The organism is Paraburkholderia sp. CNPSo 3281, from assembly GCF_024206515.1.
Taxonomy (GTDB): domain Bacteria; phylum Pseudomonadota; class Gammaproteobacteria; order Burkholderiales; family Burkholderiaceae; genus Paraburkholderia; species Paraburkholderia nodosa.
This window is the reverse complement of sequence record NZ_JAMBPS010000021.1, coordinates 76,619-100,889: the sequence shown is the minus strand read 5'-3', so window position 1 is coordinate 100,889 and position 24,271 is coordinate 76,619. Positions and strand designations below refer to the sequence as shown.

The 24,271-nt window shown below is 63.0% G+C and carries 20 protein-coding genes; 11 read left to right on the top strand and 9 right to left on the bottom strand.

From position 1 onward, the window contains the following. Positions 1–35 precede the first annotated feature (35 nt). The 3 genes from M3I56_RS21155 to M3I56_RS21145 form a co-directional block, all read right to left on the bottom strand. On the bottom strand, positions 36–1,226 hold the full coding sequence (locus tag M3I56_RS21155; RefSeq protein ID WP_254355691.1) for an arginine deiminase: 1,191 nt from the start codon (positions 1,224–1,226) through the stop codon (positions 36–38). 174 nt (positions 1,227–1,400) lie between these two features. Further along, positions 1,401–2,825, bottom strand: a complete 1,425-nt coding sequence (locus M3I56_RS21150; RefSeq protein WP_254355666.1) for a basic amino acid/polyamine antiporter — start codon at positions 2,823–2,825, stop codon at positions 1,401–1,403. A gap of 87 nt (positions 2,826–2,912) precedes the next feature. After that, entirely contained in the window at positions 2,913–3,374 is a 462-nt protein-coding gene (locus M3I56_RS21145; RefSeq protein WP_028206348.1) for a membrane protein, read from the bottom strand. 293 nt (positions 3,375–3,667) lie between these two features. Between M3I56_RS21145 and M3I56_RS21140 the strand changes: the two genes are divergently transcribed. From M3I56_RS21140 to M3I56_RS21105, 8 genes are all read left to right on the top strand, one after another. Continuing rightward, on the top strand, positions 3,668–5,083 hold the full coding sequence (locus M3I56_RS21140; protein ID WP_254355665.1) for a basic amino acid/polyamine antiporter: 1,416 nt from the start codon (positions 3,668–3,670) through the stop codon (positions 5,081–5,083). Between the two features lie 98 nt (positions 5,084–5,181). Next, positions 5,182–6,138, top strand: a complete 957-nt coding sequence (locus M3I56_RS21135) for a cation diffusion facilitator family transporter (protein ID WP_028206350.1) — start codon at positions 5,182–5,184, stop codon at positions 6,136–6,138. Between the two features lie 472 nt (positions 6,139–6,610). Then, the gene (locus tag M3I56_RS21130; protein WP_028206351.1) at positions 6,611–7,411 is read left to right on the top strand and encodes a TrkA family potassium uptake protein; all 801 of its coding nucleotides are present in this window, start codon (positions 6,611–6,613) and stop codon (positions 7,409–7,411) included. Next, positions 7,408–9,141, top strand: a complete 1,734-nt coding sequence (locus M3I56_RS21125) for a SulP family inorganic anion transporter (RefSeq protein WP_254355664.1) — start codon at positions 7,408–7,410, stop codon at positions 9,139–9,141. The genes M3I56_RS21130 and M3I56_RS21125 overlap by 4 nt, the downstream gene beginning before the upstream one ends. A gap of 57 nt (positions 9,142–9,198) precedes the next feature. Further along, the gene (locus M3I56_RS21120; protein WP_254355663.1) at positions 9,199–10,653 is read left to right on the top strand and encodes a DUF2252 domain-containing protein; all 1,455 of its coding nucleotides are present in this window, start codon (positions 9,199–9,201) and stop codon (positions 10,651–10,653) included. A gap of 61 nt (positions 10,654–10,714) precedes the next feature. Beyond that, positions 10,715–12,268, top strand: coding sequence for a phospholipase D family protein (locus tag M3I56_RS21115; protein ID WP_254355662.1), 1,554 nt, complete (start codon positions 10,715–10,717; stop codon positions 12,266–12,268). Positions 12,269–12,446: 178 nt separating this feature from the next. Next, positions 12,447–13,064, top strand: coding sequence for a LysE family translocator (locus M3I56_RS21110; RefSeq protein ID WP_254355661.1), 618 nt, complete (start codon positions 12,447–12,449; stop codon positions 13,062–13,064). Positions 13,065–13,136: 72 nt separating this feature from the next. Further along, the gene (locus M3I56_RS21105) at positions 13,137–15,512 is read left to right on the top strand and encodes a DNA polymerase II (protein ID WP_254355660.1); all 2,376 of its coding nucleotides are present in this window, start codon (positions 13,137–13,139) and stop codon (positions 15,510–15,512) included. Between the two features lie 21 nt (positions 15,513–15,533). Here the strand turns inward: M3I56_RS21105 and M3I56_RS21100 are convergent, their stop codons facing one another. Next, on the bottom strand, positions 15,534–16,937 hold the full coding sequence (locus M3I56_RS21100) for a PLP-dependent aminotransferase family protein (RefSeq protein WP_254355659.1): 1,404 nt from the start codon (positions 16,935–16,937) through the stop codon (positions 15,534–15,536). 171 nt (positions 16,938–17,108) lie between these two features. On the opposite strand from M3I56_RS21100, the gene M3I56_RS21095 reads away from it, so the two are divergent. The 3 genes from M3I56_RS21095 to M3I56_RS21085 all read left to right on the top strand — a co-directional run bounded on the left by M3I56_RS21095 (position 17,109) and on the right by M3I56_RS21085 (position 20,062). Beyond that, positions 17,109–18,437 carry an aspartate aminotransferase family protein gene (locus M3I56_RS21095; RefSeq protein WP_254355658.1) on the top strand — a complete coding sequence of 443 codons (1,329 nt, stop codon included), beginning with the start codon at positions 17,109–17,111 and terminating at the stop codon, positions 18,435–18,437. A 264-nt stretch (positions 18,438–18,701) separates the two neighbouring features. After that, complete coding sequence (locus M3I56_RS21090; RefSeq protein ID WP_254355657.1) at positions 18,702–18,950, top strand: hypothetical protein; 249 nt, start codon at positions 18,702–18,704, stop codon at positions 18,948–18,950. A gap of 44 nt (positions 18,951–18,994) precedes the next feature. Continuing rightward, positions 18,995–20,062 carry an NAD(P)/FAD-dependent oxidoreductase gene (locus M3I56_RS21085; RefSeq protein ID WP_254355656.1) on the top strand — a complete coding sequence of 356 codons (1,068 nt, stop codon included), beginning with the start codon at positions 18,995–18,997 and terminating at the stop codon, positions 20,060–20,062. Positions 20,063–20,099: 37 nt separating this feature from the next. On the opposite strand, the gene pcaC is transcribed toward M3I56_RS21085, so the two are convergent. The 5 genes from pcaC to M3I56_RS21060 all read right to left on the bottom strand — a co-directional run bounded on the left by pcaC (position 20,100) and on the right by M3I56_RS21060 (position 24,188). Continuing rightward, positions 20,100–20,489 carry a 4-carboxymuconolactone decarboxylase gene (pcaC, locus tag M3I56_RS21080; RefSeq protein ID WP_028206361.1) on the bottom strand — a complete coding sequence of 130 codons (390 nt, stop codon included), beginning with the start codon at positions 20,487–20,489 and terminating at the stop codon, positions 20,100–20,102. Then, positions 20,489–21,277: a 3-oxoadipate enol-lactonase gene (gene pcaD, locus M3I56_RS21075; RefSeq protein ID WP_254355655.1), complete on the bottom strand. Its 789-nt coding sequence runs from the start codon at positions 21,275–21,277 to the stop codon at positions 20,489–20,491. Before pcaD ends, pcaC begins: the two co-directional genes overlap by 1 nt. Positions 21,278–21,306: 29 nt before the next feature. Beyond that, the gene (locus M3I56_RS21070) at positions 21,307–22,674 is read right to left on the bottom strand and encodes a 3-carboxy-cis,cis-muconate cycloisomerase (protein WP_254355654.1); all 1,368 of its coding nucleotides are present in this window, start codon (positions 22,672–22,674) and stop codon (positions 21,307–21,309) included. Positions 22,675–22,803: 129 nt separating this feature from the next. After that, positions 22,804–23,463, bottom strand: coding sequence for a 3-oxoacid CoA-transferase subunit B (locus M3I56_RS21065; protein ID WP_042260188.1), 660 nt, complete (start codon positions 23,461–23,463; stop codon positions 22,804–22,806). A 17-nt stretch (positions 23,464–23,480) separates the two neighbouring features. Beyond that, the gene (locus M3I56_RS21060) at positions 23,481–24,188 is read right to left on the bottom strand and encodes a 3-oxoacid CoA-transferase subunit A (RefSeq protein ID WP_254355653.1); all 708 of its coding nucleotides are present in this window, start codon (positions 24,186–24,188) and stop codon (positions 23,481–23,483) included. Between the last annotated feature and the right edge of the window lie 83 nt (positions 24,189–24,271).

Sequence of the window (24,271 nt, the reverse complement as noted above, 5' to 3'; positions counted from 1 at the left end):
GCTTGCGCCCGCAACGATTCCATCGCACTTCGACGCTAGAAGTCCACCGCATCGCGAATGATCGGGCACGTCATGCAATGGCCGCCGCCGCGCCCGCGCCCCAGTTCCGCGCCTACGATGCTCACGACCTCGATGCCGGCCTTGCGCAGCAGCGTGTTCGTATAGGTGTTGCGGTCGTAAGCGAACACCACGCCGGGCGACGTGCACACGAGGTTCGCGCCGCTGTCCCACTGGGTGCGTTCGCGCTGATAGTCGTTGCCGCCCGCTTCGACCACGCGCATTTTCTTGATGCCGAGCGCCGCGCTCACCACCTCGACAAAGGACTTTTTCTCCTGGTGCAGTTCCACACCCGCCGGATGATCGCTGGGCCGGTACGTGAAGGTGCGCGTACGCGCGAGGAAATCCGGCGCGATCAGCACGCAGTCGCGATCTGCAAACGTGAAGACCGTATCGAGGTGCATGGCCGCGCGAATTTTCGGCATTGCCGCCACGATCACCTGCTCGGCGGCGCCCTTCCTGAACAGCGTGGCGGCGAGCTGGCTGATCGCCTGGCGCGAGGTGCGCTCGCTCATGCCGATCAGCACGGTCTTGTTGCCGACGGGCATGACATCGCCGCCTTCGAGCGTCGCCATGCCGTGGTCCTGCGTGGGGTCGCCCCACCACACGTTGACCTTGCCCGCGAAGTCCGGATGAAACTGGTAAATCGCCGCGGCAAGAATCGTTTCCTCGTGCCGCGCGGGCCAGTACAGCGGATTGAGCGTCACGCCGCCGTAAATCCAGCAGGTGGTGTCGCGCGTGTAGATCGTGTTCGGCAGCGGCGGCAGCAGATATTCGGTGGAACCGGCCGCTTCTCGCACGACCTTGAGCGCAGCGCCGCCATGCGATTCCGGGAAATCGTAGATCGAGAGGCCGCCAAGCAAGGTCTCGGCCAGCTTGCGATCGTCGAGCCCTTCCAGATAGCTGCGCAATTCGTCGATAAAACCCAGCCCGACCTGGTTCGGCACGATCTGATTGTCGAGAATCCACTTCTTGCCTTCGGGCACGGCAACGGTTTCGGCGAGCAGGTTGTGCATTTCCACGACCTCGACGCCGCGGTCGCGCATCTTCGTGACGAAATCGAAATGGTCGCGCTTCGCGTTGTCGACCCACAGCACGTCGTCGAACAGCAACTCGTCGCAATTGCTCGGCGTGAGCCGCGAGTGCGCCATGCCGGGCGCGCACACCATCACCTTGCGCAGTTGCCCGACCTCCGAGTACACGCCGAGCGTGCTCTCTTCCTTCGCCCTGGCCTTGCCGCCCTTCGCGGCTTTCTCCGCCTTTTCTACCTTCTCTACCTTTTCTCCCTTCTCACTCTTGCCACCGCCCTTCGCCTTGGACATATCGATCTCCGCTCGTTCTCGTTAGACCGCCATGGCGCCCGTGGCCAGCGCAACGACGCCTACGATGGCCGCTACGGCCGCCACGATGAAAATGACCCAGTCGCTCGTACGCTGGAAAACCTTCAGCTTGCGCTCGCGCCGCGCGAGGAAATACAGCACCGTGCCAGGCGCGTAAAGAATCGCCGATAGCAGGATGAACTTGAGACCACCGGCAAGAATCATGAACAACGTGTAGATCACGGCGACCGAGGCCAGCGCGAGATCGCGTTTGCGCTCTTCAGGCCGCACCTCGTAGCTCTCGCCACGGTTCGAAACCATAAACCCGTATGCGGCGACGAAGAGATAAGGAATCAGCGACATCGAACTCGTGAGGTTGAGCATCAGTGCGAACGCGTCGCGCGAGAAATACGTGCTCGCCACCAGAATCTGTACAACGATGTTGGTGATCCAGAGCGCATTGGCCGGCACGTTGTTGGCGTTTTCGCGCGCGAACACCGCTGGCATATCCTGATTGCGCGCCGCCGCGAACATCACCTCGGCGCAGATGAGCGACCACGCCAGGTACGCGCCCAGCACGGAAACGATCAGACCAATGCTGACGAAGATCCCACCCCACGGACCGACCACGCTTTCGAGCACGGCCGCCATGGAAGGCTGGCGCATACCCGCCACGTCCGCGCGCGGCAGCACGGCGAAAGGCAGCATGGAAACGAGCACCATGAGCGTGGTAACGCCGGCGAAGCCGAAGATCGTTGCACGCCCAACGTCCGTGCGCTCCTTCGCGTAGCGCGAATACACGCTCGCCCCTTCGATGCCGATGAACACGAACACAGTCACGAACATCGTCGCGCGAATCTGCTGGACGAGGCCGCCCTCTTGCGCGGCGGACTGGATATTCAGGTGGAAGGTCCCGTACTTGAATACGAACAGGAGGATGACGATGAACACCACGATCGGAATGACCTTGGCGAACGTCACGACAGTGTTGATGAACGCGGCCTGCTTCACGCCGCGAAGAATAAGAAAGTGAAACAGCCAGATGCCGATGGAAGCGACGATGATGGCCGTGACCGTATTGCCGTCGCCGAAAACCGGGAAAAATGCGCCCAGCGTGGACTTGATCAGCACCCAGTACGAAACGTTGCCGATGCAACTGCCGATCCAGTAACCGAATGCGGAGAGGAAGCCGGGGTAATCGCCGAAGCCCTCTTTGGCGTACACGAACACACCGGCGTCGAGGTTCGGCTTTCGCTCCGCGAGCGCCTGGAAGACGCGTGCGAGCGTGTACATGCCCACGCCCGCCACCAGCCACGCAATCGCCGCGCCGACCGGCCCCGTTGCATTCGCGAAGGTTCGCGGCAGAGAAAAGATCCCGGCGCCCACCATGCCTCCGACTACCATCGCGGTCAACTGCACGCGACTCATCTTTTGCCCGGTATCGGCCATCGGTTTCCTCGCTTTGTTCGGAATTTCGCGTTATCGGGCGGCCAGCGCACTTCTGCGCCGCCGCTTAAGCTTCAGGCGTCTGCGGTGTCACCGGGTCACGCGCACCGAGTTGTTGCCGAGCAGCACACGCACGCGGTCGCCGGGAACGAACTGCTGATCCGCATCCTGGACCACCGACATCAGTTGCCCCGAATCCAGACGCACGACGATTTCAAGGCCTTGCCGCTGCGTGACGCGCTGCTCCACGGCATTGCCTGCCGCGCCGCCCAGCACCGCGCCGCCGATGCCCGCCGCGACGGAGCCCGTGCCGCGCCCGATGTTACTGCCTGCCGCGATGCCGCCGAGCGCGCCGCCCGTTATCGCGCCGATGCCGGTTGGACCCGGCTGAATCGTGACGGGCCGCACGGATTCGACCGCGCCGAGTTCGACCACGAACACCTGCTGAGCCTGGGCCGGCGTGAAGACAGAGCCTGAAGTCGGTGCCTCACAGCCGGAAAGTGCGACCGAGACAACCACGGACCCAAGAAGTGTTGCAGCGAGATATCGCATGACATTCCCCCTAATGCGGCGCATTGCGGATTCGCTAATTCATTCGGCCTGTTTGCTAACGATTCCACGTATAGTCATTAGCGAACATTTAGCCAATACGTGCCCGGCGATTCTCATTTCCCAATCCATCCTCCGGACACCTGACGAACATTATGGAATACGATTCGCACATGAGGTATTCAACGTGACATTCGTTCGAGAATAGTTCAGCAATTCAATGTGGCGCGCATTTTTTATCCGCGATTTCCCGCGCTCGCATTACGACCGGTCAACGATCAGAAAAAGGCTCGAACATGAAATCGACGGATGACCAGAAGTTGTCGCTGCCGGTACTGACGGCCATGGTTGTGGGCTCCATGGTCGGCGCCGGCATCTATTCGCTGCCGCGTAACTTCGCGCTCGAAGCGGGCCCGACGGCCGCCGTCATCTCATGGTGCATTGCGGGAGGCGGCATGTATATGCTGGCCCGGGTCTTCCAGTTTCTCGCCGAAATCCGGCCCGACCTCGACTCCGGCATCTTTGCCTATGCGCGTGACGGCTTTGGCGGCTACGCCGGCTTTCTCTCCGCGTTCGGCTACTGGATGGCCGGTTGCTTCGGCAATGTCTCTTATTGGGTGCTGATCAAATCCACGCTCGGCGCATTCGTGCCGGCATTTGGAAACGGCAATACGCCGATTGCCATTGCGGTTTCGTCGTTCGGCATCTGGGCATTTCACTGGATGCTGTTGCGGGGCATTCAGCAGGCCACGCTCATCAATGCGATTCTCACTGTCGTCAAGATTCTGCCCATTTTCGTTTTTATCGGCATTTTGAGTGTCTATGCGAGCGCGGAGCCATTCACGGACAATCTCGCGGAAAGCGCCCACGGGCTTGCCTCGCAGGTCAAGGGAACCATGCTCGTGACGGTATTCGTGTTTCTCGGCATCGAAGGGGCAAGCGTGTATTCGCGCTACGCGAAAAAGCGCTCGGACGTGGGCGCTGCCACGATACTCGGCTTCGCCTTCGTGCTGTTGCTACTTGTGTTCGTGACGCTGCTGCCCTACGCGCATCTCATGCGCGCGGATATCGCCGCCATGCGGCAACCTTCAATGGCATCGGTGCTTGGCGCCGTAGTCGGCTCGCCAGGCGTGGTGTTCATCGGCGGCGCGCTTATCGTCTCCGTTCTCGGAGCCTACCTCGCATGGTCGCTGATCTGCGCGGAAGTGCTGTATGCCAGCGCGAAAGCGGACGCCATGCCAGCCATCTTCGCGCGCCGCAACGCGCGGCAGCTTCCCACCGCCGCGATCTGGCTCACGAGCAGTGTGGTGCAGGCCTTCGTCATCAGCACGTACTGGTCCTCCGACGCCTTCTCGCTCATGCTGCGCCTCACGAGCGCCATGGCGCTCATCCCCTACTTTTTTGTGGCGACCTTCGGGCTCAAGGCCATTCGCGCACTGCCGCAGTCGGCAATGAGCGCGCGAAAGCGCACGCTGAGCTTTGCCACAGCGATCATCGCCACGATTTATACACTGTTCCTGCTTTACGCTTGCGGAGTGGAACTGCTCGTCATGTCCGCGCTGCTCTATGGACCTGGCAGCCTGCTCTACATGTGGGCGCGGCGCGAGCGTGGCGAGGCGCTCTTTTCCCGGCCCGAGTGGTGCGCGTTTCTCGTGGTGATGGGCGGCGGACTCGTTGCGATATTCGGGCGGAGCGCCTCCGCATGGCGTTAGCCGCGTGCCGTTGCGCCTGCCCGCATCCATCGGTCTCGTGACTGCTATTCCCCTCACCGCCGCCATTCAAACGTTCCACCGTTCGACAGCGAGGAACCATGCCTATCAGCTACGCTCTGCGCAAGGCGCAGCTCGCAGCGGTCGAGCAGCGCGCGATGAAGATTTCCATTTACGTCGTGTGCCTCGGTTTCGCGGCCAACGTCGGTTATGGCTTCTTCGTGAAATCCGATACGCTGCTGCTGACCGCCATTTTCTATCTTCTCAATCTCGTGAGTGCCGCGCTTGGATTGCTCGCAGCCTCCGTGATCACCCGGCCCGCGACGACCCGCTTCGAATATGGGTATTGGTTCCTCGAGCCGCTCGTGAATGGCATAAACGGTCTCATGATGCTGCTGGTATGCGTGTATGGCTTCGTGAACGGCATTGAAGGGATACGTTCAGGCGGCCACGTGGTGAACGCGCGCGGCGTTATGCTGATCAGCGTCGCGAGTTGCGTGATCTGCCTTGCCATGGTGGTCTACAAAAAGCGCGCGGCCGCGCAAATCAATTCCAAGCTGCTCAAAACCGACGGCTGGAAATGGATCATGAAATTGTCGTTCAGCGCGGCCACGCTGCTCGGCTTTTTCGTGTATTCGATATTGCCTGAAAGCTTTCACGAAGTATGGGCGCGCTATATCGACAGTGCAATGACCGCGGGGCTCTCGCTGATATTTCTCTCGGTGCCCGTGAAAATCGTGCGCACCAGCTTTGCTGAATTACTGCACATGAGCCCCGAAGAGAACAATCCGCGTTCGGCGATCGAGAAAGCGCTTTCGAAGCTCGAACGCGAGCTTGGCATTCTGCGCCATCACACGCATGTCATTCAGGCTGGCCGGCGCAATTTTGTCGAAGTCAGCGTGCTTGTCGGCGCGACGTCCGCGTTAAGCGATCTCCCCTCGCAAGACAGATTGCGCGAACGCATCTGGGAAACGCTCGGCGCGAATCCGCTGGAAAACCGCCTCACCGTGCAGATCACCGCGGATCCGCGCTGGGAAGACGGACGCCAGCCGGGATGACGCGCGGCGCCGTCTGGCGTTGCGCCTGCCGCGATAGCCGCGTAAGCGCGTCCGAATACATCGATCTCCTACTGCGCCTGCAAGTCCACGCGCCAGAACTGCGCATCTGACGTGATTCGGCGACTGACGACCCAATACAATCAACTGGCCGAAGGCCTCAAGCGCAAGTCCGCGACTTGTCTCGTCATCGCGACCGAATGCGCCCCCAGCAAGTGTTTTCAGCACAGGTTCGCTAACGTTTCTAAATCGGCTAACTACTACGACATGCACTGTCGCGGCTACAAAGTTTTTCTTTTCACTTACGACGTGCTTTACCGTCTGAAACAGGTTGCCGTACGGCGTCGTCGCTCGCCTGCCCGATATATTGGGGTCCTGATTATTTACTATTGACTACGGACACAAAAAGGGAGAGCGTATCTGCCTGGCATCAGGTTCGCTGTTGTCTCGATCAGACCAACAATCCGAGGTAACCATGTGGATCTTCCGTGTCGATGAACCTCGTCTTGGGGTCATCCGTATTCGAGAATGGCGCCGTCGCGCGCACCACACAATCGGCCTTCTCGTCATGCTGCTGGGCGGCGCCACCATCGGGCTGGTCGCTCTCGATCAGTCCGGCAACTCTTTCCCCGACAAACTGTTTACGGCTCTTTGGAACGGAGTCAATCTCATTACGACACTCGGCGCCTTCAGCGAATTCAGTCCGCCTCAAAAGGTCTTCATGCTTCTGGCCATGGTCGCGACGCTGCTGGTCGGCGGATTCGCAGTTTCGAGACTCACAGGCATGCTATCGGGCGATGACGTGATGGCTTATCGGGAGAACAGGATCATGGAACGCAAGTTCGAACAGCTCGCCAATCATGTCGTGGTAGTTGGCTTCCATGCTCTCGGCGAACGGGTCGCAAACTACCTGCATGAAGCGGGGAGCACGGTGCTCGTACTCGTGGGCGATCAGGATCAGGCCAACCGGGCAACGGATTGCGGGCATCTGGTCGTACTCGGCTCGCCGGACGCCTTTGACGACGTGCTCAAGCGTGCGCGACTGGATAGCGCGAAAGCCATGTTCGTCACGACACCGGACAGCAATAACAATCTGGCAATCACACTGCTGGCCCATACGCTCAACCCGTCGCTCGCCATTGCAGTACCTGGCGAGACCCCCTTGCGAAAAGAACTGCTGGAGAACGCTGGCGCGACCAACGTCGTCATTGCCGACGATATCGTTGCCAAAGCGTTGATCAGCAAGATTGCGACTGTAGCGGGGACCGCACCATGAAACCCGCCACTCCTACACCGCACCGCCTGCCTCATCTACCTTTCCTGCAAGGGCTCCTGCCCTTTAATCCCGCGCAACTACCGCACGACATCATCGCCGGGATCACGCTGGCGGCACTCGGGATTCCCGAAGTGATGGGGTATACGAAAATTGCCGGCACGCCCACCGTTACGGGCCTCTATACGATCCTGCTGCCGCTCGTGGCGTTCGCCCTCTTTGGTGCGTCGCGTCAACTGGTCGTCGCCGCCGACTCGGCTACTGCCGCCATTCTCGCGGGTACGTTGACGGCCGTCGCCGCGCTCGGCAGCAAGGACTATGTCGCCCTGACGAGTACCGTTGCCTTGACCGTCGCTGTGATGCTGGTGATCGCGCGTGTCTTTCGTCTGGGTTTTCTGGCCGACTTTCTTTCCCGCAGTGCGTTGATCGGATTCCTGACCGGCGTCGGCATCCAGGTCGCAGCGGGCGAGCTTGCCGGACTGATCGGGATCGCCAAGCAAGGGCATGGGCCGTTGATGCAGATCGCATCCGTGTTGCAACGCGTGGCCGAGGCGAACTATCCGACCACGATGCTCTCAATCGGCGTGCTCGTGGTGATCATCGGCTGCAAGCGCTTCGTGCCGCGCGCACCGGGTGCGCTGATCGCCGTGATCGGCTCCATTGTGGCAAGCGGCGTGTTCAATTTCGCCGGACATGGCATTGCGGTCACGGGCGAAGTGCCGGGTGGACTCCCGTCATGGTTCCTCCCGCCATTGCATATGGGCGAGATCAACCAGGTACTGGTCACGGCCGCCTCATGCTTCATCGTCATCATTGCCCAGAGCGCTGCAACGGCACGTGCGTACGCCAATCGCTATAACGAGCGGGGCGACGACAACGCCGATATCATCGGGCTCGCGGCCGCCAACGCAGCAGCGGCCTTCACGGGAACGTTCGTCGTGAACGGCAGCCCGACCAAGACCGAGATGCTCGACGATGCGGGCGGCCGCACCCAGGTCGCCCACCTCACGACAGCCGCCATCGTGCTGCTGGTGCTGCTATTTCTCACGAAACCGCTGAGTCTTCTGCCTGCCGCAGTGCTGTCGGCCATCGTCTTCATGATCGGCGTAAAGCTGATCGACGTGAAAGGCATGATCGAACTGTACCGGATGCAGAAGGACGAGCTCGTCGTGGCGTTGCTGACTGCCGGCGTCGTCGTGTTCGTCGACGTGATGCACGGCATTCTTGCTGCCGTCGTGCTTTCGCTGATCGCGCATGCACGCCACAGCTACCGCCTGCGGACTCGGGTGCTGACGCGAGGCCCCGGCGACAGCTGGATCGCGCGACATGTCGAGCCCAATCTGCTCGCCGCGCCCGGTATCGTCGTTTACCGTTTTGAAGCCGACCTGTTCTACGCGAACACCGGCCGATTCACGGAAGAGGTGCTGAAGCTTGTCAACGAAGCGAGTCCGGGGCTGCGCTGGGTGGTGATCGACGCGTCGGAGATCAACAACATCGACTACACGGCGGCCAAGACCTTGATCCAGCTGGGCGGCGAGCTCGACAAGCACGGCGTGGGCATCGCCGCGGTCGCCCTCCCCTCGGGCGTGCGACACGAAATCGAGCGGTACAAGGCGTTGCGTGTGACCGGCGTGCATCGCGAGGTCTTTGCCACAGTCGATGCCGCAATCGAGGCGCTGCGGGATATTTCGCCATCTACGTCCTCAACTTCCCAGGATGCCAAACCGCAATGAAGCGACCTGAAATGACACAGGTCCGGTTCGGCCTGGCATCGATCAAAGGAGTAATGCGTGCCTGATTCCGCTAACACAAAGCGCGCCGCGCCTGGCGCCGATCTCGCTGCGCCGGGTACACCGGCGGTCCAGGAAGACCCATCCACACTCTTTGCGGGGCGTGGCTCGCTGGCCGATCGCGTCAGACGGGGCAAGACGGCTCGCAGAGAAGTGCCGCGCGAGAAGCTCGCCGAATGCAGGATTGGCGATCGCGACCCCATCGCACTGCTCGACGCTTCCAATGTGGGTCGGGTGACGGAACTGATACCCATCCGTTACGGACGGATGGTCGCGAGTCCGTTCGCGTTCTATCGCGGCGCAGCGCCGCTCATGGCGCACGATCTGTCGAAGCTGCCGCATTCCAATGTGATCGTGCAACTGGGTGGCGATGCGCACCTGGCCAACTTCGGTCTGTTCGCAAGCCCGGAGCGGCGCATTCTCTTCGGCCCCAACGACTTCGACGAGACGCTGCCTGGACCATTCGACTGGGACGTGCGCAGACTCGCGACATCGTTCGTGATCGCTGCGCGCGAACGCGGATTTGCCTTGCGCGACCAGCAAGGCATCGTGCGCCGGTTGTGCGCAACGTTCCGCCAACGGCTCGCCGACTTCAGCCGCATGGACACGCTCGATGTCTGGTACTGCCAGTTCAAGGCGGCGACCATGCTGGCCATTGCCGATTCGGTCGAGGAAAGGAACAAGGAACTGGCCGTCATCGAAAAGGCAAGACAACAGTCGTCGCGTTCCGTGCTGACTCATGCAACCGAGGTAGTCAATGGCAAGCTGCGGATCAAGGACGAACCGCCGCTCGTGTATCACGTACCGCTGGAGAGCGCGAGTGACAGCAAGCAGTACAACGCGATGGTACGGCGCTTCTTCGCCGATTACCGGCTGACGCTTCCCGACGACAGGCGCGCACTGTTCGATCGATATGAACTGGTTGATGTCGCCATTCGTGTCGTGGGCATCGGGTCGGTCGGAACGCGTTGCTATGAGGCACTTTTCATGGCCGACGGCGAGTGCCCACTTTTCCTTCAGCTCAAGGAGGCGCGCGCTTCCGTGCTGGAGGGTTATCTGCCGCCGAGCCGTTATCCCAATCATGGTCAACGTGTGGTCAACGGGCAGCGTCTGCTGCAGTCGGCCAGTGACATCTTCCTCGGGTGGTCCAAGATGCGCCACACCGGCAACGACTTCTATGTGAGGCAGTTGCGCGACATGAAAGGCGCATTCGACTTCACGGCATTCGACGTTGAAGATCTCGGCGAGTATGCGATTTCCTGCGCTCACGCGCTAGCCCATTCGATGGCGAAGGCAGGCGATCCCGCGCTGCTCAGCGGCTATGCCGGCAAGTCGGCGGCATTCGACGAAGCCATCGTGCGATTCTCGCTCGCCTACGCAGAACAAAATGAGAGAGACTGGGCGGTTTTGAAAGCGGCAGTCAAGGCGGGACGCATTCAGGTCATTCGTCAATAGGATTCGGGCGCCCTTCGCCGAACGCGGTTGATCCGACTGGGCCCGACAGCAAGGTGAGGACATGACAAAACTCAGGCGCCTTATCGCCATTGTTCTTGCTTTCCTGTTGGCTGCGTGCGCCAGTCTGCCGCCGCAGACGAACCAACCACAAACGCTTGCCCTTCAGAACACGGAATCCACTCGACTCGGCGTGCTCTTTGTGCCTGAAGAGCAGAAGCACCCGGGAGACAGTGCGTTCCACTTGCTGCCCGACCCCACCGATGCAATTGTGGCCCGCATCGTACTCGCGGCAACGGCAGAGCGTTCGCTAGACCTGCAGTACTACATCTGGCACGACGACCTGACGGGCCGCGAACTGGCGGCCGCGTTGCTCAAGGCGGCAGACCGCGGCGTACGCGTTCGTGTACTGCTCGACGACCTTGGCACGAACGCAGATGACCAGGTTCTGCTCGCACTCAGCTCGCACCCCAACGTAAAGGTACGGCTATTCAATCCGGTCGCGAGCCGTCACTTCAAGTCACTCGCGACTGCCCTGGAGTTTTCCCGCGTCGACCGGCGCATGCACAACAAGGCGATGATTGCGGACAATGAAGCCGCCATTCTAGGCGGACGCAATATCGGCGACGAATACTTCGGCGCTTCGAACGTGGTGGCGTTCGGCGATCTCGACGTGCTGGTGCATGGTCCCATCGTCCGGAAAGTCTCCGGAGCATTCGATGCGTTCTGGAATTCCGAATCGAGTTATTCGATAGAACAGCTGGTGGGGCATCCGGCGGATCCGTCCGCGCTAGCCGCCTACCGCGCGAAGCTGGACGAATATATCAAGTCCGAACATGACGCGCCTTACGTCGTGCAAGCGAGAGAGCAGTTGGCCACGGTCCTGATACCTGGCGATACCGCCTTTTCATGGGGAAAAGCCACGCTTCTATACGACGACCCTTCCAAGGTGACACGCGCCCCGACTGACCCGCAAGGTCACCTGATGACGCAATTTGCGGCCCTGAATCTCAAACCCACGCACGAGATGCTCATCATCTCGCCATACTTCGTGCCGGGAAAAGAGGGCGTTGCGTGGATAAGCGACTTGACCGCGCATGGCGTACACGTCACGGTGCTCACAAACTCGCTGGCTGCAACCGACGTCGTTGCCGTCAATGCCGGATACCAACACTATCGTGAAGCCCTGCTAGCGGCAGGCGTGCGCCTCTATGAACTGAAGCCGGTGGGGTCGACCAGCGTCAAATCGCAACGCAAGTTCTTTGGCTCTTCAAGGGCCTCGTTGCATGCGAAAACGTATGTATTCGATCGACAGAGCATCTTCATTGGCTCGATGAATCTCGACCCTCGCTCTAGCAAACTCAATACGGAAGTTGGCGTACTCTGCGACAGTCCGGCGATTGCGGGCCAGGTGATCGATGACGTCGAGCCGCATCTGGACCAGATCGCCTGGCGAGTGGAATTACGCACTGACACGAACGGCAAAAGCCGGATTGTCTGGATTGATACCGCCGCAAACGGGACAGAAACAGCACTCGACTCGGAACCCGACGTCTCGTTCATGCGGCGTACAAGCGTCTGGTTCCTTGGCCTTCTGCCGATCGAATCCGAGCTATGAACTCGCGTGGCGCGCGCCGCTCGCGCCCTGCGCGCCGGTTGCGTGGATGCCACTCAGCGCCTTCACGCCCCCAATCCGTACTGCTCAGCGTCCTCACAACTGTACCGGTACTGTACCGATTACTGTCGATAAACTGGTTCCGTCGATTCTGTCTTCTCTTTCCGGAGCCCCTCGCATCATGCTGCCCGAAATGCTCAGCGCGCTGCCCGCCGGCATGCTCTTCGTCGTGGTCACGAGCATCACGCCCGGCCCCAATAACACCATGCTGCTCGCTTCCGGCGTCAACTTCGGTTTTCGTCGCACGGTGCCGCACATTCTCGGCATTAGCGCGGGCGTGGTCGTGCTGATGCTCTCGGTGGGCTTCGGGCTTGGCCAGGTGTTCAGGCATGTCCCGTCGCTCTATACCGTGCTGGAGATCGCGAGCATTGCGTACCTGCTGTATCTCGCGTGGAAAATCGGCACCTCGGGCGACATCAAAGTGAAGAGCGGCGAGCACCGGCCCATGCGCTTTCACGAAGCCATCGCGTTCCAGTGGGTCAATCCCAAGGCGTGGATGATGGTGCTCACGGCCGCCACCACGATCCGCCTTTGCGCGAACTTCGGCACCAACACGATGGCGATGGCCTTCCTGTTCTATGTGATCGGTCTGCCCTGCATCTGCATCTGGGCCGCGTTCGGCACCAGCATGCGGCGTTTTCTGTCGAATCCGCGGCGGCTGCGCGCGTTCAATATTTTTATGGCGCTTTCGCTGGTCGTTTCGCTGTATCCGATGTTCGTGCACCTGCTTCAACGTTAAAACGACCCGCCGCCATACTCCGGCTCAAACGCTACAATCGCAAGCGGGAAACATGGGCGGCGGGGTCACACTTTGTCTGAGTTTGAAGCGGGCTTTATTCTCACCCGCCATTGGCGCGATACGGGCGAACACACCGAGGTCGACTTCTGGCTCGCGACCGACGCAGGGCCGCGCCAGTTGCGCCTGCGCCCCCAACCTTCTGTCGCATTCGTGCCGGCCGCCCAGGAAGCCGCGGCCCGCGCCGCGCTAAAGGGCGACGCACGCACCGAGTTACGCCCGCTCAATCTGCGAGACTTCCAGCGCCGCCCGGTGCTGGGGCTCTATTCGCCGCAATATCGCGCTCTGGCCGGGCACGCCAAGCGCCTCGCCAAAGCGGGCGTCGACGTCTACGAAGCCGACATCCAGCCGCCGGAGCGCTACATGATGGAGCGCTTCATCACGGCGCCCGTGCTGTTCCGCGGCGATGTGGATAGCCCTGACGAAAGCGGCGTGCTGCTCGACGGCGAGATGAAACCCGCCAACGGCTATCGCCCGCGCCTGCGACTGGTGTCGCTCGACATCGAAACGAGCGCCCAGGGCGAGCTTTATTCCATCGCGCTCGAAGGCTGCGGACAACGCCAGGTCTACATGCTCGGCCCCGCAAACGGCGACGCGAGCCAGATCGACTTCGACTTCGAATACTGCGAGAGCCGCGCGCAGATGCTCGAACGCCTCAACGCATGGATGGCGCAGCACGATCCCGACGCGATCATCGGCTGGAATCTCGTGCAGTTCGATTTGCGCGTGTTGCACGCGCACGGCCAGCAAACCGGCGTGCCCCTGCGTCTTGGACGCGGCGGCGAGGTCATGGAGTGGCGCGAGCACGGCATGCGGGAGAATCACTTCTTCGCGGGCGCCGCGGGCCGCCTCATCATCGATGGTATCGAGGCGCTACGCTCGGCCACCTGGAGCTTTCCGTCGTTCAGCCTCGAATACGTCGCTCAGGCGCTGCTCGGCGAAGGCAAGTCGATCGACAATCCGTATCAGCGCATGGACGAGATCCAGCGCCGCTTCGACGAAGACAAACCCGCGCTGGCCCGCTACAACCTCAAGGACTGCGAGCTGGTTACGCGCGTCTTCGAGAAAACCGAACTGATGGCCTTTTTGCTCGAACGCGCATCCGTAACGGGGCTTCCCGTGGATCGCAGCGGCGGCTCGGTAGCCGCGTTCACACATCTGTATCTGCCGAAAATGCATCGGCTCGGCTACGTCGCGCCGAATCTCGGCGACGTGGTGGGCGAAAACAGCCCCGGCGGCTTCGTCATGGACTCGCGCCCCGGCATCTACGATTCGGTGCTCGTGCTCGATTACAAGAGCCTCTACCCCTCGATCATCCGCACCTTCCTGATCGATCCCGTCGGGCTCATCGAAGGTCTGGGCAACCCCGGCGACGACGCGTCCGTGCCCGGCTTTCTCGGCGCGCGCTTTTCCCGCGAGAAGCACTGTCTGCCGGAAATCGTGCGACAGGTCTGGGAGGGCCGCGAACATGCGAAGCGGCAGCACAACGCTGCGCTTTCGCAGGCGCTCAAGATCATCATGAACGCGTTCTACGGCGTGCTCGGATCGACCGGCTGCCGCTTCTTCGACCCGCGCCTCGCCTCTTCGATCACGATGCGCGGGCACGAGATCATGCGCAGAACCCGTCAGCTCATCGAGGCGCAAGGCTACGACGTGATTTACGGCGACACCGACTCGACCTTCGTCTGGCTCAAGCACGCGCACAGCGAAGCCGGCGCCACGCGAACCGGCCAGCAACTCGTCGAGCACGTCAATGCCTGGTGGAAGGCCGAACTGCAGGAACGCTTCGGTCTCCAAAGCGCTCTGGAACTGCAGTTCGAACGCCATTACTCGCGCTTTCTCATGCCCACGGTGCGCGGCGCGGAAGAAGGCAGCAAAAAGCGCTACGCGGGCCTCACGCTTGCCAGGAACGGCGGCGAAGAAGTCGTGTTCAAGGGCCTCGAAACGGTGCGCACCGACTGGACGCCGCTCGCGCAGGAATTCCAGCGCGAACTGTACCGGCGCATTTTCCAGCGCGAGCCCTACGTGGAGTACATCCGCGACTATGTGCGGCGCACGCTCAACGGCGAGCTGGACGACCAGCTCGTCTATCGCAAGCGCCTGCGGCGGCCGCTCGTCGAGTACCAGCGCAACGTGCCGCCGCATGTGCGGGCGGCTCGTGTCGCGGACGAGTTCAATCGCGCGAAAGGCCGACCGCTGCAGTATCAGAACGGCGGCTGGATCAGCTACGTGATAACGACGGCCGGCCCCGAGCCGCTCGAAACGCTGAGTTCGCCGCTCGATTACGCGTTCTATGTGAGCCGGCAGCTACAGCCCGTTGCGGACGCGATCCTGCCTTTCCTGCGCGAGGATTTCGATACGTTGATGTCGGGGCAGCAGAGTCTGTTTTAACCATGCGCCCTCTCGCACGCCCTAGCGCGCGCGCTCGATAAACCGCCACAGCGCATCGTCGGTCGAATACGGCGCGTTGAAGCGAAACCACGCGCTCGGTTCGTCGTCCGGCCTGAAATAGGAGCCAGGCGCGAGCCAGATGCCATCGCGCAGCGCCGCCGTGGCGATCGCGCCGGACCGTTCGGGCTCGATGGCAAGCCGCGCCCACACGAACAGCCCCGCGCGCGGCCGGTGGAATATCTCGAGCCCCAGCGCGTCGAGCCGCTCCTCCACGCAGGCATGCGCGGCCTTCAGCCGTTCGTTCACGAGTTCGACGTGGCGCGCGTGGCGCCCTTCGAGCAAGACCTTGTCGACCATGCGCTCGATGGTCGCCGACGAGGTGAGCCCCACCGCCATCTTCGCGCGCGCCAGTTCGCGCAGCACATCGCGCTCGGCGACCACATAGCCGCAACGCAGCGAAGGCGTGACCGTCTTCGAAAAGCCGCTGACGTACAGCACGCGCTGCAAGCCTTCCATCGCCGCGAGCAGCGGCGCGCCAGGCGGCGCAAGCTCGCGGCTCACATCGTCCTCGACGACCCACATGCGCTGGCGCTCGGCGATCTGCAGCAAGCGGAAGGCATTCGACATCGCATACGTCGCACCGGTGGGATTCTGCAGCGTCGTGTTCACGAAGATCGCCTTCGGCTGGTGCGCCGCCACCTGGCGCTCGAGCGCCTCGATGTCGAGCCCGGCGGGCGTGCGCGGCACGCCGTGCACCGTGAGCCCCGCGAGCTTGAGTATCTGCAGCAGATTGCAGTAGCCGGGGTCTTCCACGAGCACCGTGTCGCCGGGCCGCAGCAGCGTACGCACGATGAGATCGAGCCCCTGCGTCGCGCCCTGCGTGAGCAGGACGTTCGACACTTCGACAGGCAGCCCCTGCCGGTCCAGTTGCGCCGCGATGCGCTCGCGCAGCGGCGCGTAACCGTACGGGTGCCCGTAGTCGCCAAGCCGCACGGCCGGCACCCGGCTCATGGCGCGCAACGCGTGCTGCAGGCCGCTTTCGTTGATCCACTCGCCCGGCACCCAGCCGCAGCCCGCCTTGATCGGCACCGAATGATCGGCGAACACGTCGGAGAGCAGCCAGGTCGCCGTCAGCGTGGGCGGCTGCCAGCCCGCTGCGCTCGCGCGCGCCGAGTCGTTGCGGGGCGCCACGCGGTAGCCCGAGCCACGCCGCGCAACGACGAAGCCCATCGAAACGAGACGGTTGTACGCCTCGGTCACTGTATAGGTGGATAGCTCGTGGGTTTGCGCGAGCTGCCGCACCGAAGGCAGCAGCGCGCCGGCGCGCAGCGATTGCGCTTCGATCGCGCGCGTGAAGCCCTGCACGAGCTGCTCGACAAGCGTCGTCGTGACGCCGCGGCCGCGCTCCAGTTCGAGTTCGATCATCGGGAAAGCAAGCGTATAGTGCGAGGGAAAACCCGTACGATTCGGGGCGCCGACCAATACAGTTGGCGAGAATTGTCCAGCACGGTTTGCAGAGCAGTATAGAGACTGTCTATGCCGTCGTTCAAGCCTCGGCGCTACAGTTGAACCAAACCCACCTGAGGAGAAGCACGCATGACTTCGCGCCCCGTCATCGACGATCTCTCGTCGTTCTGGATGCCCTTCACCGCCAACCGCCAGTTCAAGGCCGCGCCGCGCCTGCTCGAATCGGCCAAGGGCATGTACTACCGCACGACCGATGGGCGCGAAGTGCTCGACGGCAGCGCGGGCCTCTGGTGTGTGAACGCAGGCCATGCGCGCGAGGAAATCGTCGCGGCCATCGCCCAGCAAGCCGCGACGCTCGACTTCGCCCCCACGTTCCAGATGGGCCACCCGCTCGCGTTCGAAGCGGCCCAGAAGATCGCGGAAATCATGCCGGCCGGGCTCGACCGCGTGTTCTTCACGAACTCCGGCTCGGAGTCGGTCGACACCGCACTGAAGATCGCGCTCGCCTACCATCGCGCACGCGGCGAAGGCCAGCGCACCAAGCTGATCGGCCGCGAGCGCGGCTATCACGGCGTGGGCTTCGGCGGCATCTCGGTGGGCGGCATCGGGCCGAATCGCAAGGCGTTCTCGGGCCAGCTGCTGCCCGCAGTCGATCATCTGCCGCACACGCATGATCTCGAGCACAACGCGTTCTCGAAGGGCCAGCCGGCCTGGGGCGCCCATCTCGCTGACGACCTTGAGCGCATCGTCGCGCTGCACGACGCCTCGACCATCGCCGCAGTGATCGTCGAGCCCGTGGCGGGCTCGACCGGCGTGCTGATTCCGCCGCAAGGCTATCTGCAGCGTCTGCGCGAGATCTGCACGAAGCACGGCATCCTGCTGATTTTCGACGAGGTCATCACAGGCTTCGGCCGCCTCGGCAAGGCCACGGCCAGCGAGTATTTCGGCGTGACGCCCGACATCATCACCATGGCCAAGGCGATCAACAACGCCGCCGTGCCGATGGGCGGCGTGGCCGCGAGCCGCACGGTTCACGACACGATCGTGAACAGCGGCGCGCAGGGCGCAATCGAGCTGTTCCATGGCTATACGTACTCGGCACACCCGCTCGCCGCCGCGGCCGCGATCGCGACGCAGGACCTGTATCGCCGCGAGGGCCTGTTCGAGCGCGCCGGAGCGCTCGCGCCGAAGTTCGAGGCCGCCGCGCATGCGCTGCGCGGCGAGAAGCACGTGAAGGACGTGCGCAATCTCGGCCTCGTTGCCGGCGTTGAACTCGACTCCCGCGACGGCGCGCCGGGCGCGCGCGCTTACGAGGTTTTCGTAAAGTGCTTCGAGGCGGGCGTGCTGATCCGCTTCACGGGCGACATTCTCGCGTTCTCGCCGCCGCTGATCGTGACCGAAGAGGAAATCGCTCGCCTGTTCGGCACGGTGCGCGACGTGCTCGCCACCGTGCAGTAACGCGCGAGGCACGAGCGAACCAACACTCGCGCCTGCTTTCATTTGGTAATCCGCCGCAAAGGCGGCCCGGGGTCGGGCCGCCTTTTCTTTTTTCGGCCGTTCGACCCATGCAATACGCAGGCAGCAGGATTGCGCAGCCGTACGCGCGAGGACCGGGTTCAAGCACAGCGCGCGCCATCGGCGTATCGTTGCCCTATCCGCCATAACAAACGCGATTGCGGCGAGCGCGCATCGACCGACGTGCGCTGGCCAGGAGGGAATCTCATGAAGATGCCAGTCCGCATCGGCACGCATATCGAGGGCGTCCACTGGATCGCCGAGTATGGGGAAGCGACCCGTCAAATCCGTGTGTTCCGTGACGGCCGCGTGGTCGACACGATCCCCGCGCCCGCGGCCATGTTCGGCGAAGAACGCGACGCGGGTTCGGCCAGCGACGCGGCGAGCCGCGCCGAGGAGGCCGCGCTGCTCGCCTGCCTGCGCCGTTATGTAGCCGACGTGCAGCCCGAAGAATAGGACTCTTGATCATTATCCCTGCCTCTTGCAAGGAGAGCTCGCCGATGAACGAGCGCAACGTTTACTTCCCGCCCCAACTTGTCGAAACCGATGCGCTCATCATCGGTGCCGGGCCGGTGGGACTTTTCCAGGTGTTCGAACTCGGCCTGATGGAAATCCACGCACACGTGGTCGATTCGCTGCCGGTGGTGGGCGGCCAGTGTGCCGAGCTTTACCCCGACAAGCCGATCTACGACATTCCGGCGGTGCTGATGTGCACCGGGCAACAACTAGTCGATGCGCTGATGCAGCAAATCGAGCCTTTTGGCGCGACGTTCCATCTCGGCCAGGAAGTGCAAATCGTCGAGCCGCGCGCCGACGGCCGCTTTTTCGTGCAGACGAGCAAGGGTACGCAGTTTCTGACGAAGACGGTGTTCATCGCGGCGGGCGTGGGCTCGTTTCAGCCGCGCACGCTCAAGCTGAGCGGTATCGAGCGTTACCGCGACACGCAGTTGTTCTATCGCGTGCGCGATCTCGAGCGCTTTCGCGACAAGGACGTCGTGGTGTGCGGCGGCGGCGATTCGGCGCTCGATTGGGCGCTGCAACTCGTGGACGTCGCGCAGAGCGTGATTCTGCTGCATCGGCGTGAGGGCTATCGCGCGGCGCCGGCAACGGTCGCGAAGATGCACGCGCTATGCGAGGAGTGGCGCATGCAGTCCATCGTCGGCCAACTGACCGGCTTCGACGACGAACGCGGCAAGCTCATGCGCATCAAGGTAACCGGGGGCGACGGCGTCACGCGCTCGCTGGATCTCGATTACCTGCTGGTCTTCTACGGCTTGTCGCCACAACTCGGGCCGATCGCGCAATGGGGTCTTGAAATCGAACGCAAGCAGTTGCCGGTGGATACGGCGCGCTTCGAAACAAGCGTGCCGGGCATCTTTGCCGTCGGCGATATCAATACTTACCCGGGCAAGAAGAAGCTGATTCTCTCCGGCTTTCACGAAGCCGCGCTCGCTGCGTTCGGCGCGGCGCATCATGTGTTTCCCGAAAAGAAAATTCATCTGCAGTACACGACGACCAGCACGCGCCTGCACAAGGTGCTCGGCGTGGAGTCGCCGGTGTTCGACTGAACGCGGGGCGAGTGCCCCGCGTGTTGTCACCGCACGATCAGGCCTGCTCGGCGTCCTGCTCGCGGAAGATGCGGTCGGCGAGATGGAACGCCGAGTTCGCCGCCGGCACGCCGCAGTAAATCGCGGTCTGCAGCAACACTTCCTTGATCTCGTCGCGCGTCACGCCGTTGTTGCGCGCGGCGCGCAGATGCAGCGCAAGTTCTTCGCTGCGGTTGAGCGCGACCATCATCGCGATCGTCAGCAGGCTGCGCGTGTGGCGCGGCAAGCCATCACGCGTCCAGATCTCACCCCACGCGTAGCGCGAAATGAAGTTCTGGAATTCTTCGGTCACTTCGGTGCGGTTGGCGAGCGAACGATCGACGTGCGCGTCGCCCAGTACCGCGCGGCGCACCTTCATGCCGGCTTCGTAGCGGTCTTCGTCGTTCATCACGCCCCCAGCAGGAAATCGACCACGATCTTGTTGTACTCGTCCGCCTGCTCGACGTTCGAGATGTGCGCGGCGTTCAGCTCGACATAGCGTGCGCCCGGCACCGATTCGGCCAGTTCGCGTCCTTGGGCGGGCGTCGCGGCCAGATCGTGCGTGCCCGAGATCACGAGCGTACGCGCCTTGATCGACGGCGCCTCGCCGCGCAGGTCGGCAGCGTTGATCGCTTCGCAGTTCGAAGCATAGCCGTCCTTGTCGGTATGCACGAACACGTCGCGCACTTGCGACATCACAAGCGCATTGTTCGCGATGAATTCGGGCGTGTACCAGCGCGGCAGCACCGCGTCGGCGAGTGCGAGCATGCCTTCGCTGCGAGCCTTCGCCGCACGCGGGACCCACACTTCCGGCGAGCCGATCTTCGCGGCCGTATTGCACAGCACGAGGCGATCGATGCGGTTGGCGTAACGCGCGCCGAGGCCGACGCCGGTCAGGCCGCCCATCGAAACACCCACGAAATGCGCGCGTTCGATGCCAAGCTGGTCCATCAGGCCGATTACGTCGCCAGTCAGTTGCTCGATGGTGTACGGGCCCAGCGGCGCCGCCGAGTGGCCGTGGCCGCGCGTGTCGTAGCGCAGCACGCGGAAATGCTTCGTGAACTCGACGATCTGCGGCGTCCACATCGACACGTCGCTACCGAGCGAATTCGACAGAACCACCCATGGCGCCGAGTGGTTCTCCGCACCGTCGATGCGGTAGAACAAATGCGTGTCGTTGACGGCTGCGTAAGGCATGCGTGTTACTCCTCGTGTGTCTTCTATGATCAATGGGACGTGCGTTGCTTCGCTTTCGCTTCATACGACGCGAGCACCGCGTCGACGAACGCGTGCGCCTGTCCCACGTAATTGGCCGGATCGAGCAGCGCCTTGAGGCGCGCTTCGTCCAGGTGCCGGGTAACGGCGGGATCCGCCGCGAGGACTTCATACAGAGTCCGGCCGCTTTGCACCGCCGCTTTCGATGCGTGCTCAACGAGATGATGCGCGTCCAGACGCCCGATCTGGTCGCCGAGCGCGAGCATCACGGCTTCGCCGAGAATGAGGCCGTGCGTGAAGTCGAGATTCGCTGTGAGCCGTTCGGGCCGCACTTCGAGTCCGGCAGTGATCTGTTCGATCTGCGCGAGCGCGCCGCCAGCGAGGCGCGCAAGATCGGGCAGCGCATCCCACTCAGCTTGCCAGCCGCCGAGCGCGCGCTCGTGTTCCTGGACCATGCCCGCGAACACCGTCGCGACGAGGCCCGGCGCGCGCGCGGCAGCCGTCAGGACGGCTGCGCAACCGACGGGATTGCGCTTGTGAGGCATGGTCGAGGAACCGCCCTTGCCTGCCACCGCCGGTTCGCCCAGCTCGCCGATTTCGGTCTGCATCTGCAAGGAAATGTCGCGCGCGATCTTGCCGAGCGTGCCGATGAGCATGCCGAAGAACGACGCGGCTTCGGCAATGCGGTCGCGCTGCGTGTGCCACGGCAAGGCAGGCGGCGCGAGCCCGAGTTCTTGCGCGAGCGCGGCGCTCACTGCCGGGGCGGCGTCGCGCAGGCTCGCGAGCGTGCCGGCCGCGCCGCCGAACTGCAGCACGAGCGCCCGCTCGCGCAGCACGGCAACGCGCTCGCGATGGCGCAGCATCGCGTCGAGCCATTGCGCAAACTTCAAGCCGAGCGTGATAGGCAGCGCCTGCTGCAGCCACGTGCGCCCGACCGCCGGCGTCGCGCGATGCGTGCGCGCGAGGTCCGCCAGCGTCGCGCAGAGCGCGTCGATGCCGCGCTCGATCAGCGCGAGCGCGTCGCGCAACTGCAGCACGGTGGCCGTGTCGATGATGTCCTGGCTCGTGGCGCCCCAGTGAACGTACTTGGCGGCTTCGGGGTCGGCGGTCTTCACGCGCGCCGTGAGCTGCTTGACGAGCGGGATCGCCAGGTTGCCGCCCAGCGCGGCGTCGCGTGCGAGCGCCGGCGCATCGAGCTGATCCGCCGCGCAGGCCTCGACGATCGCGGCCACGGCCGACTGCGGAATCACGCCATGCGCTGCCGAGGCGCGCGCGAGCGCCGCTTCGACGTCCAGCATGCGTTGCAGCGTGGCATCGGGAGACCAGACCGCATTCATCGGTTCGGTCCCGCAGATCAGGCTCGTGAGGCGTTCAATCATGGAGAGTGGCGCGCGGAAAAAAGCAGGCGTTCAGATACAGACGGAATGAAGCGGGCGCGGCAACCGTCGACGAATGCCGACGGTTGCCGCGCCACTCACGTGCGAACGATGCGCACGTCTACGAACAGTTTACGCTGCGCGGCGGTTTTGCGTCGCGTCGATCAGCGGCACGCCGGCTAGCTTCTGCAGCGCGTCGAAATCGATGTCCGAATAGATCTCGCGCACAGCGAGGCCTTCGGGCGTGACGTCGAACGCGGCGAGGTCGGTATAGATGCGGCCCACGCAGCCCACGCCCGTCACCGGGTACGAGCATTCGCTCACGAGCTTGCTTTCGCCCTGCTTCGTCAACAATTCCATCATGACGAACACCTGCTTGGCGCCGAGTGCGAGGTCCATCGCGCCGCCCACGGCCGGAATCGCGTCGGGCGCGCCGGTATGCCAGTTCGCGAGGTCGCCATTGACCGACACCTGGAACGCGCCGAGCACGCAGTAGTCGAGGTGGCCGCCGCGCATCATCGCGAACGAGTCGGCGTGGTGGAAGAAGGCGCCGCCGGTGAGCAGCGTGACGTGCTGCTTGCCCGCGTTGATGAGCTCGTCGTCTTCCTCGCCGGGCGCGGGCGCCGGGCCCATGCCGAGCAGGCCGTTCTCGCTGTGCAGGAAGATTTCCTTGCTCGGATCGAGGTGGTTGGCCACCAGCGTCGGAACGCCGATGCCGAGATTCACATACGCGCCTTCGGGAATGTCCGCGGCCACGCGCTTGGCCATTTCATCGCGATTCAGTCGTTTCATTGCCTCTCTCCGTTCCTTCAGGCTGCCTGGCCGCTTTGGTCGGCGTGCGCTTGATGCGCCGCTTGCGGCACTGCCACGACGCGTTGCACGAAAATGCCGGGCGTCACGATGTTTTCCGGATCGAGCTGGCCGAGTTCGACGACTTCCGAAACCTGCGCGATGGCGACCTTCGCCGCGCTCGCCATGATCGGCCCGAAGTTGCGCGCCGTCTTGCGATAGACGAGGTTGCCCCAACGATCGCCCTTGTACGCCTTGATGAGCGCGAAGTCGGCGTGCAGCGGCGCTTCGAGCACATAGTGACGGCCGTCGATCAGGCGCGTTTCCTTGCCTTCGGCGAGCTTCGTGGCGTAGCCCGTGGGCGTGAAGAAGCCGCCAATGCCGGCGCCAGCGGCGCGGATGCGCTCGGCCAGATTACCTTGCGGCACGAGTTCGAGCTCGATTTCGCCGGCGCGATAGAGCGCGTCGAACACATACGAGTCGGTCTGGCGCGGGAACGAGCAGATGATCTTGCGCACACGCTTCGCCTTGAGCAGCGCCGCGAGGCCGATGTCGCCGTTGCCTGCGTTGTTGTTGACGATGGTGAGGTCGCGCGCGCCCTGCTCGATGAGCGCGTCGATCAGTTCGGCGGGCATACCGGCCGTGCCGAAGCCGCCGATCATCACCGTGGCGCCGTCATGCACATCGGCCACGGCGGCTTGAAGCGAGTCGAAAATCTTGTTGATCATGCCTGTTCCTGAAAGCGATGCGCATCGCGGAAGGTCCACGTCACTCGATCGCGAAAAGTTCTATATACGAACACTGATTCGTT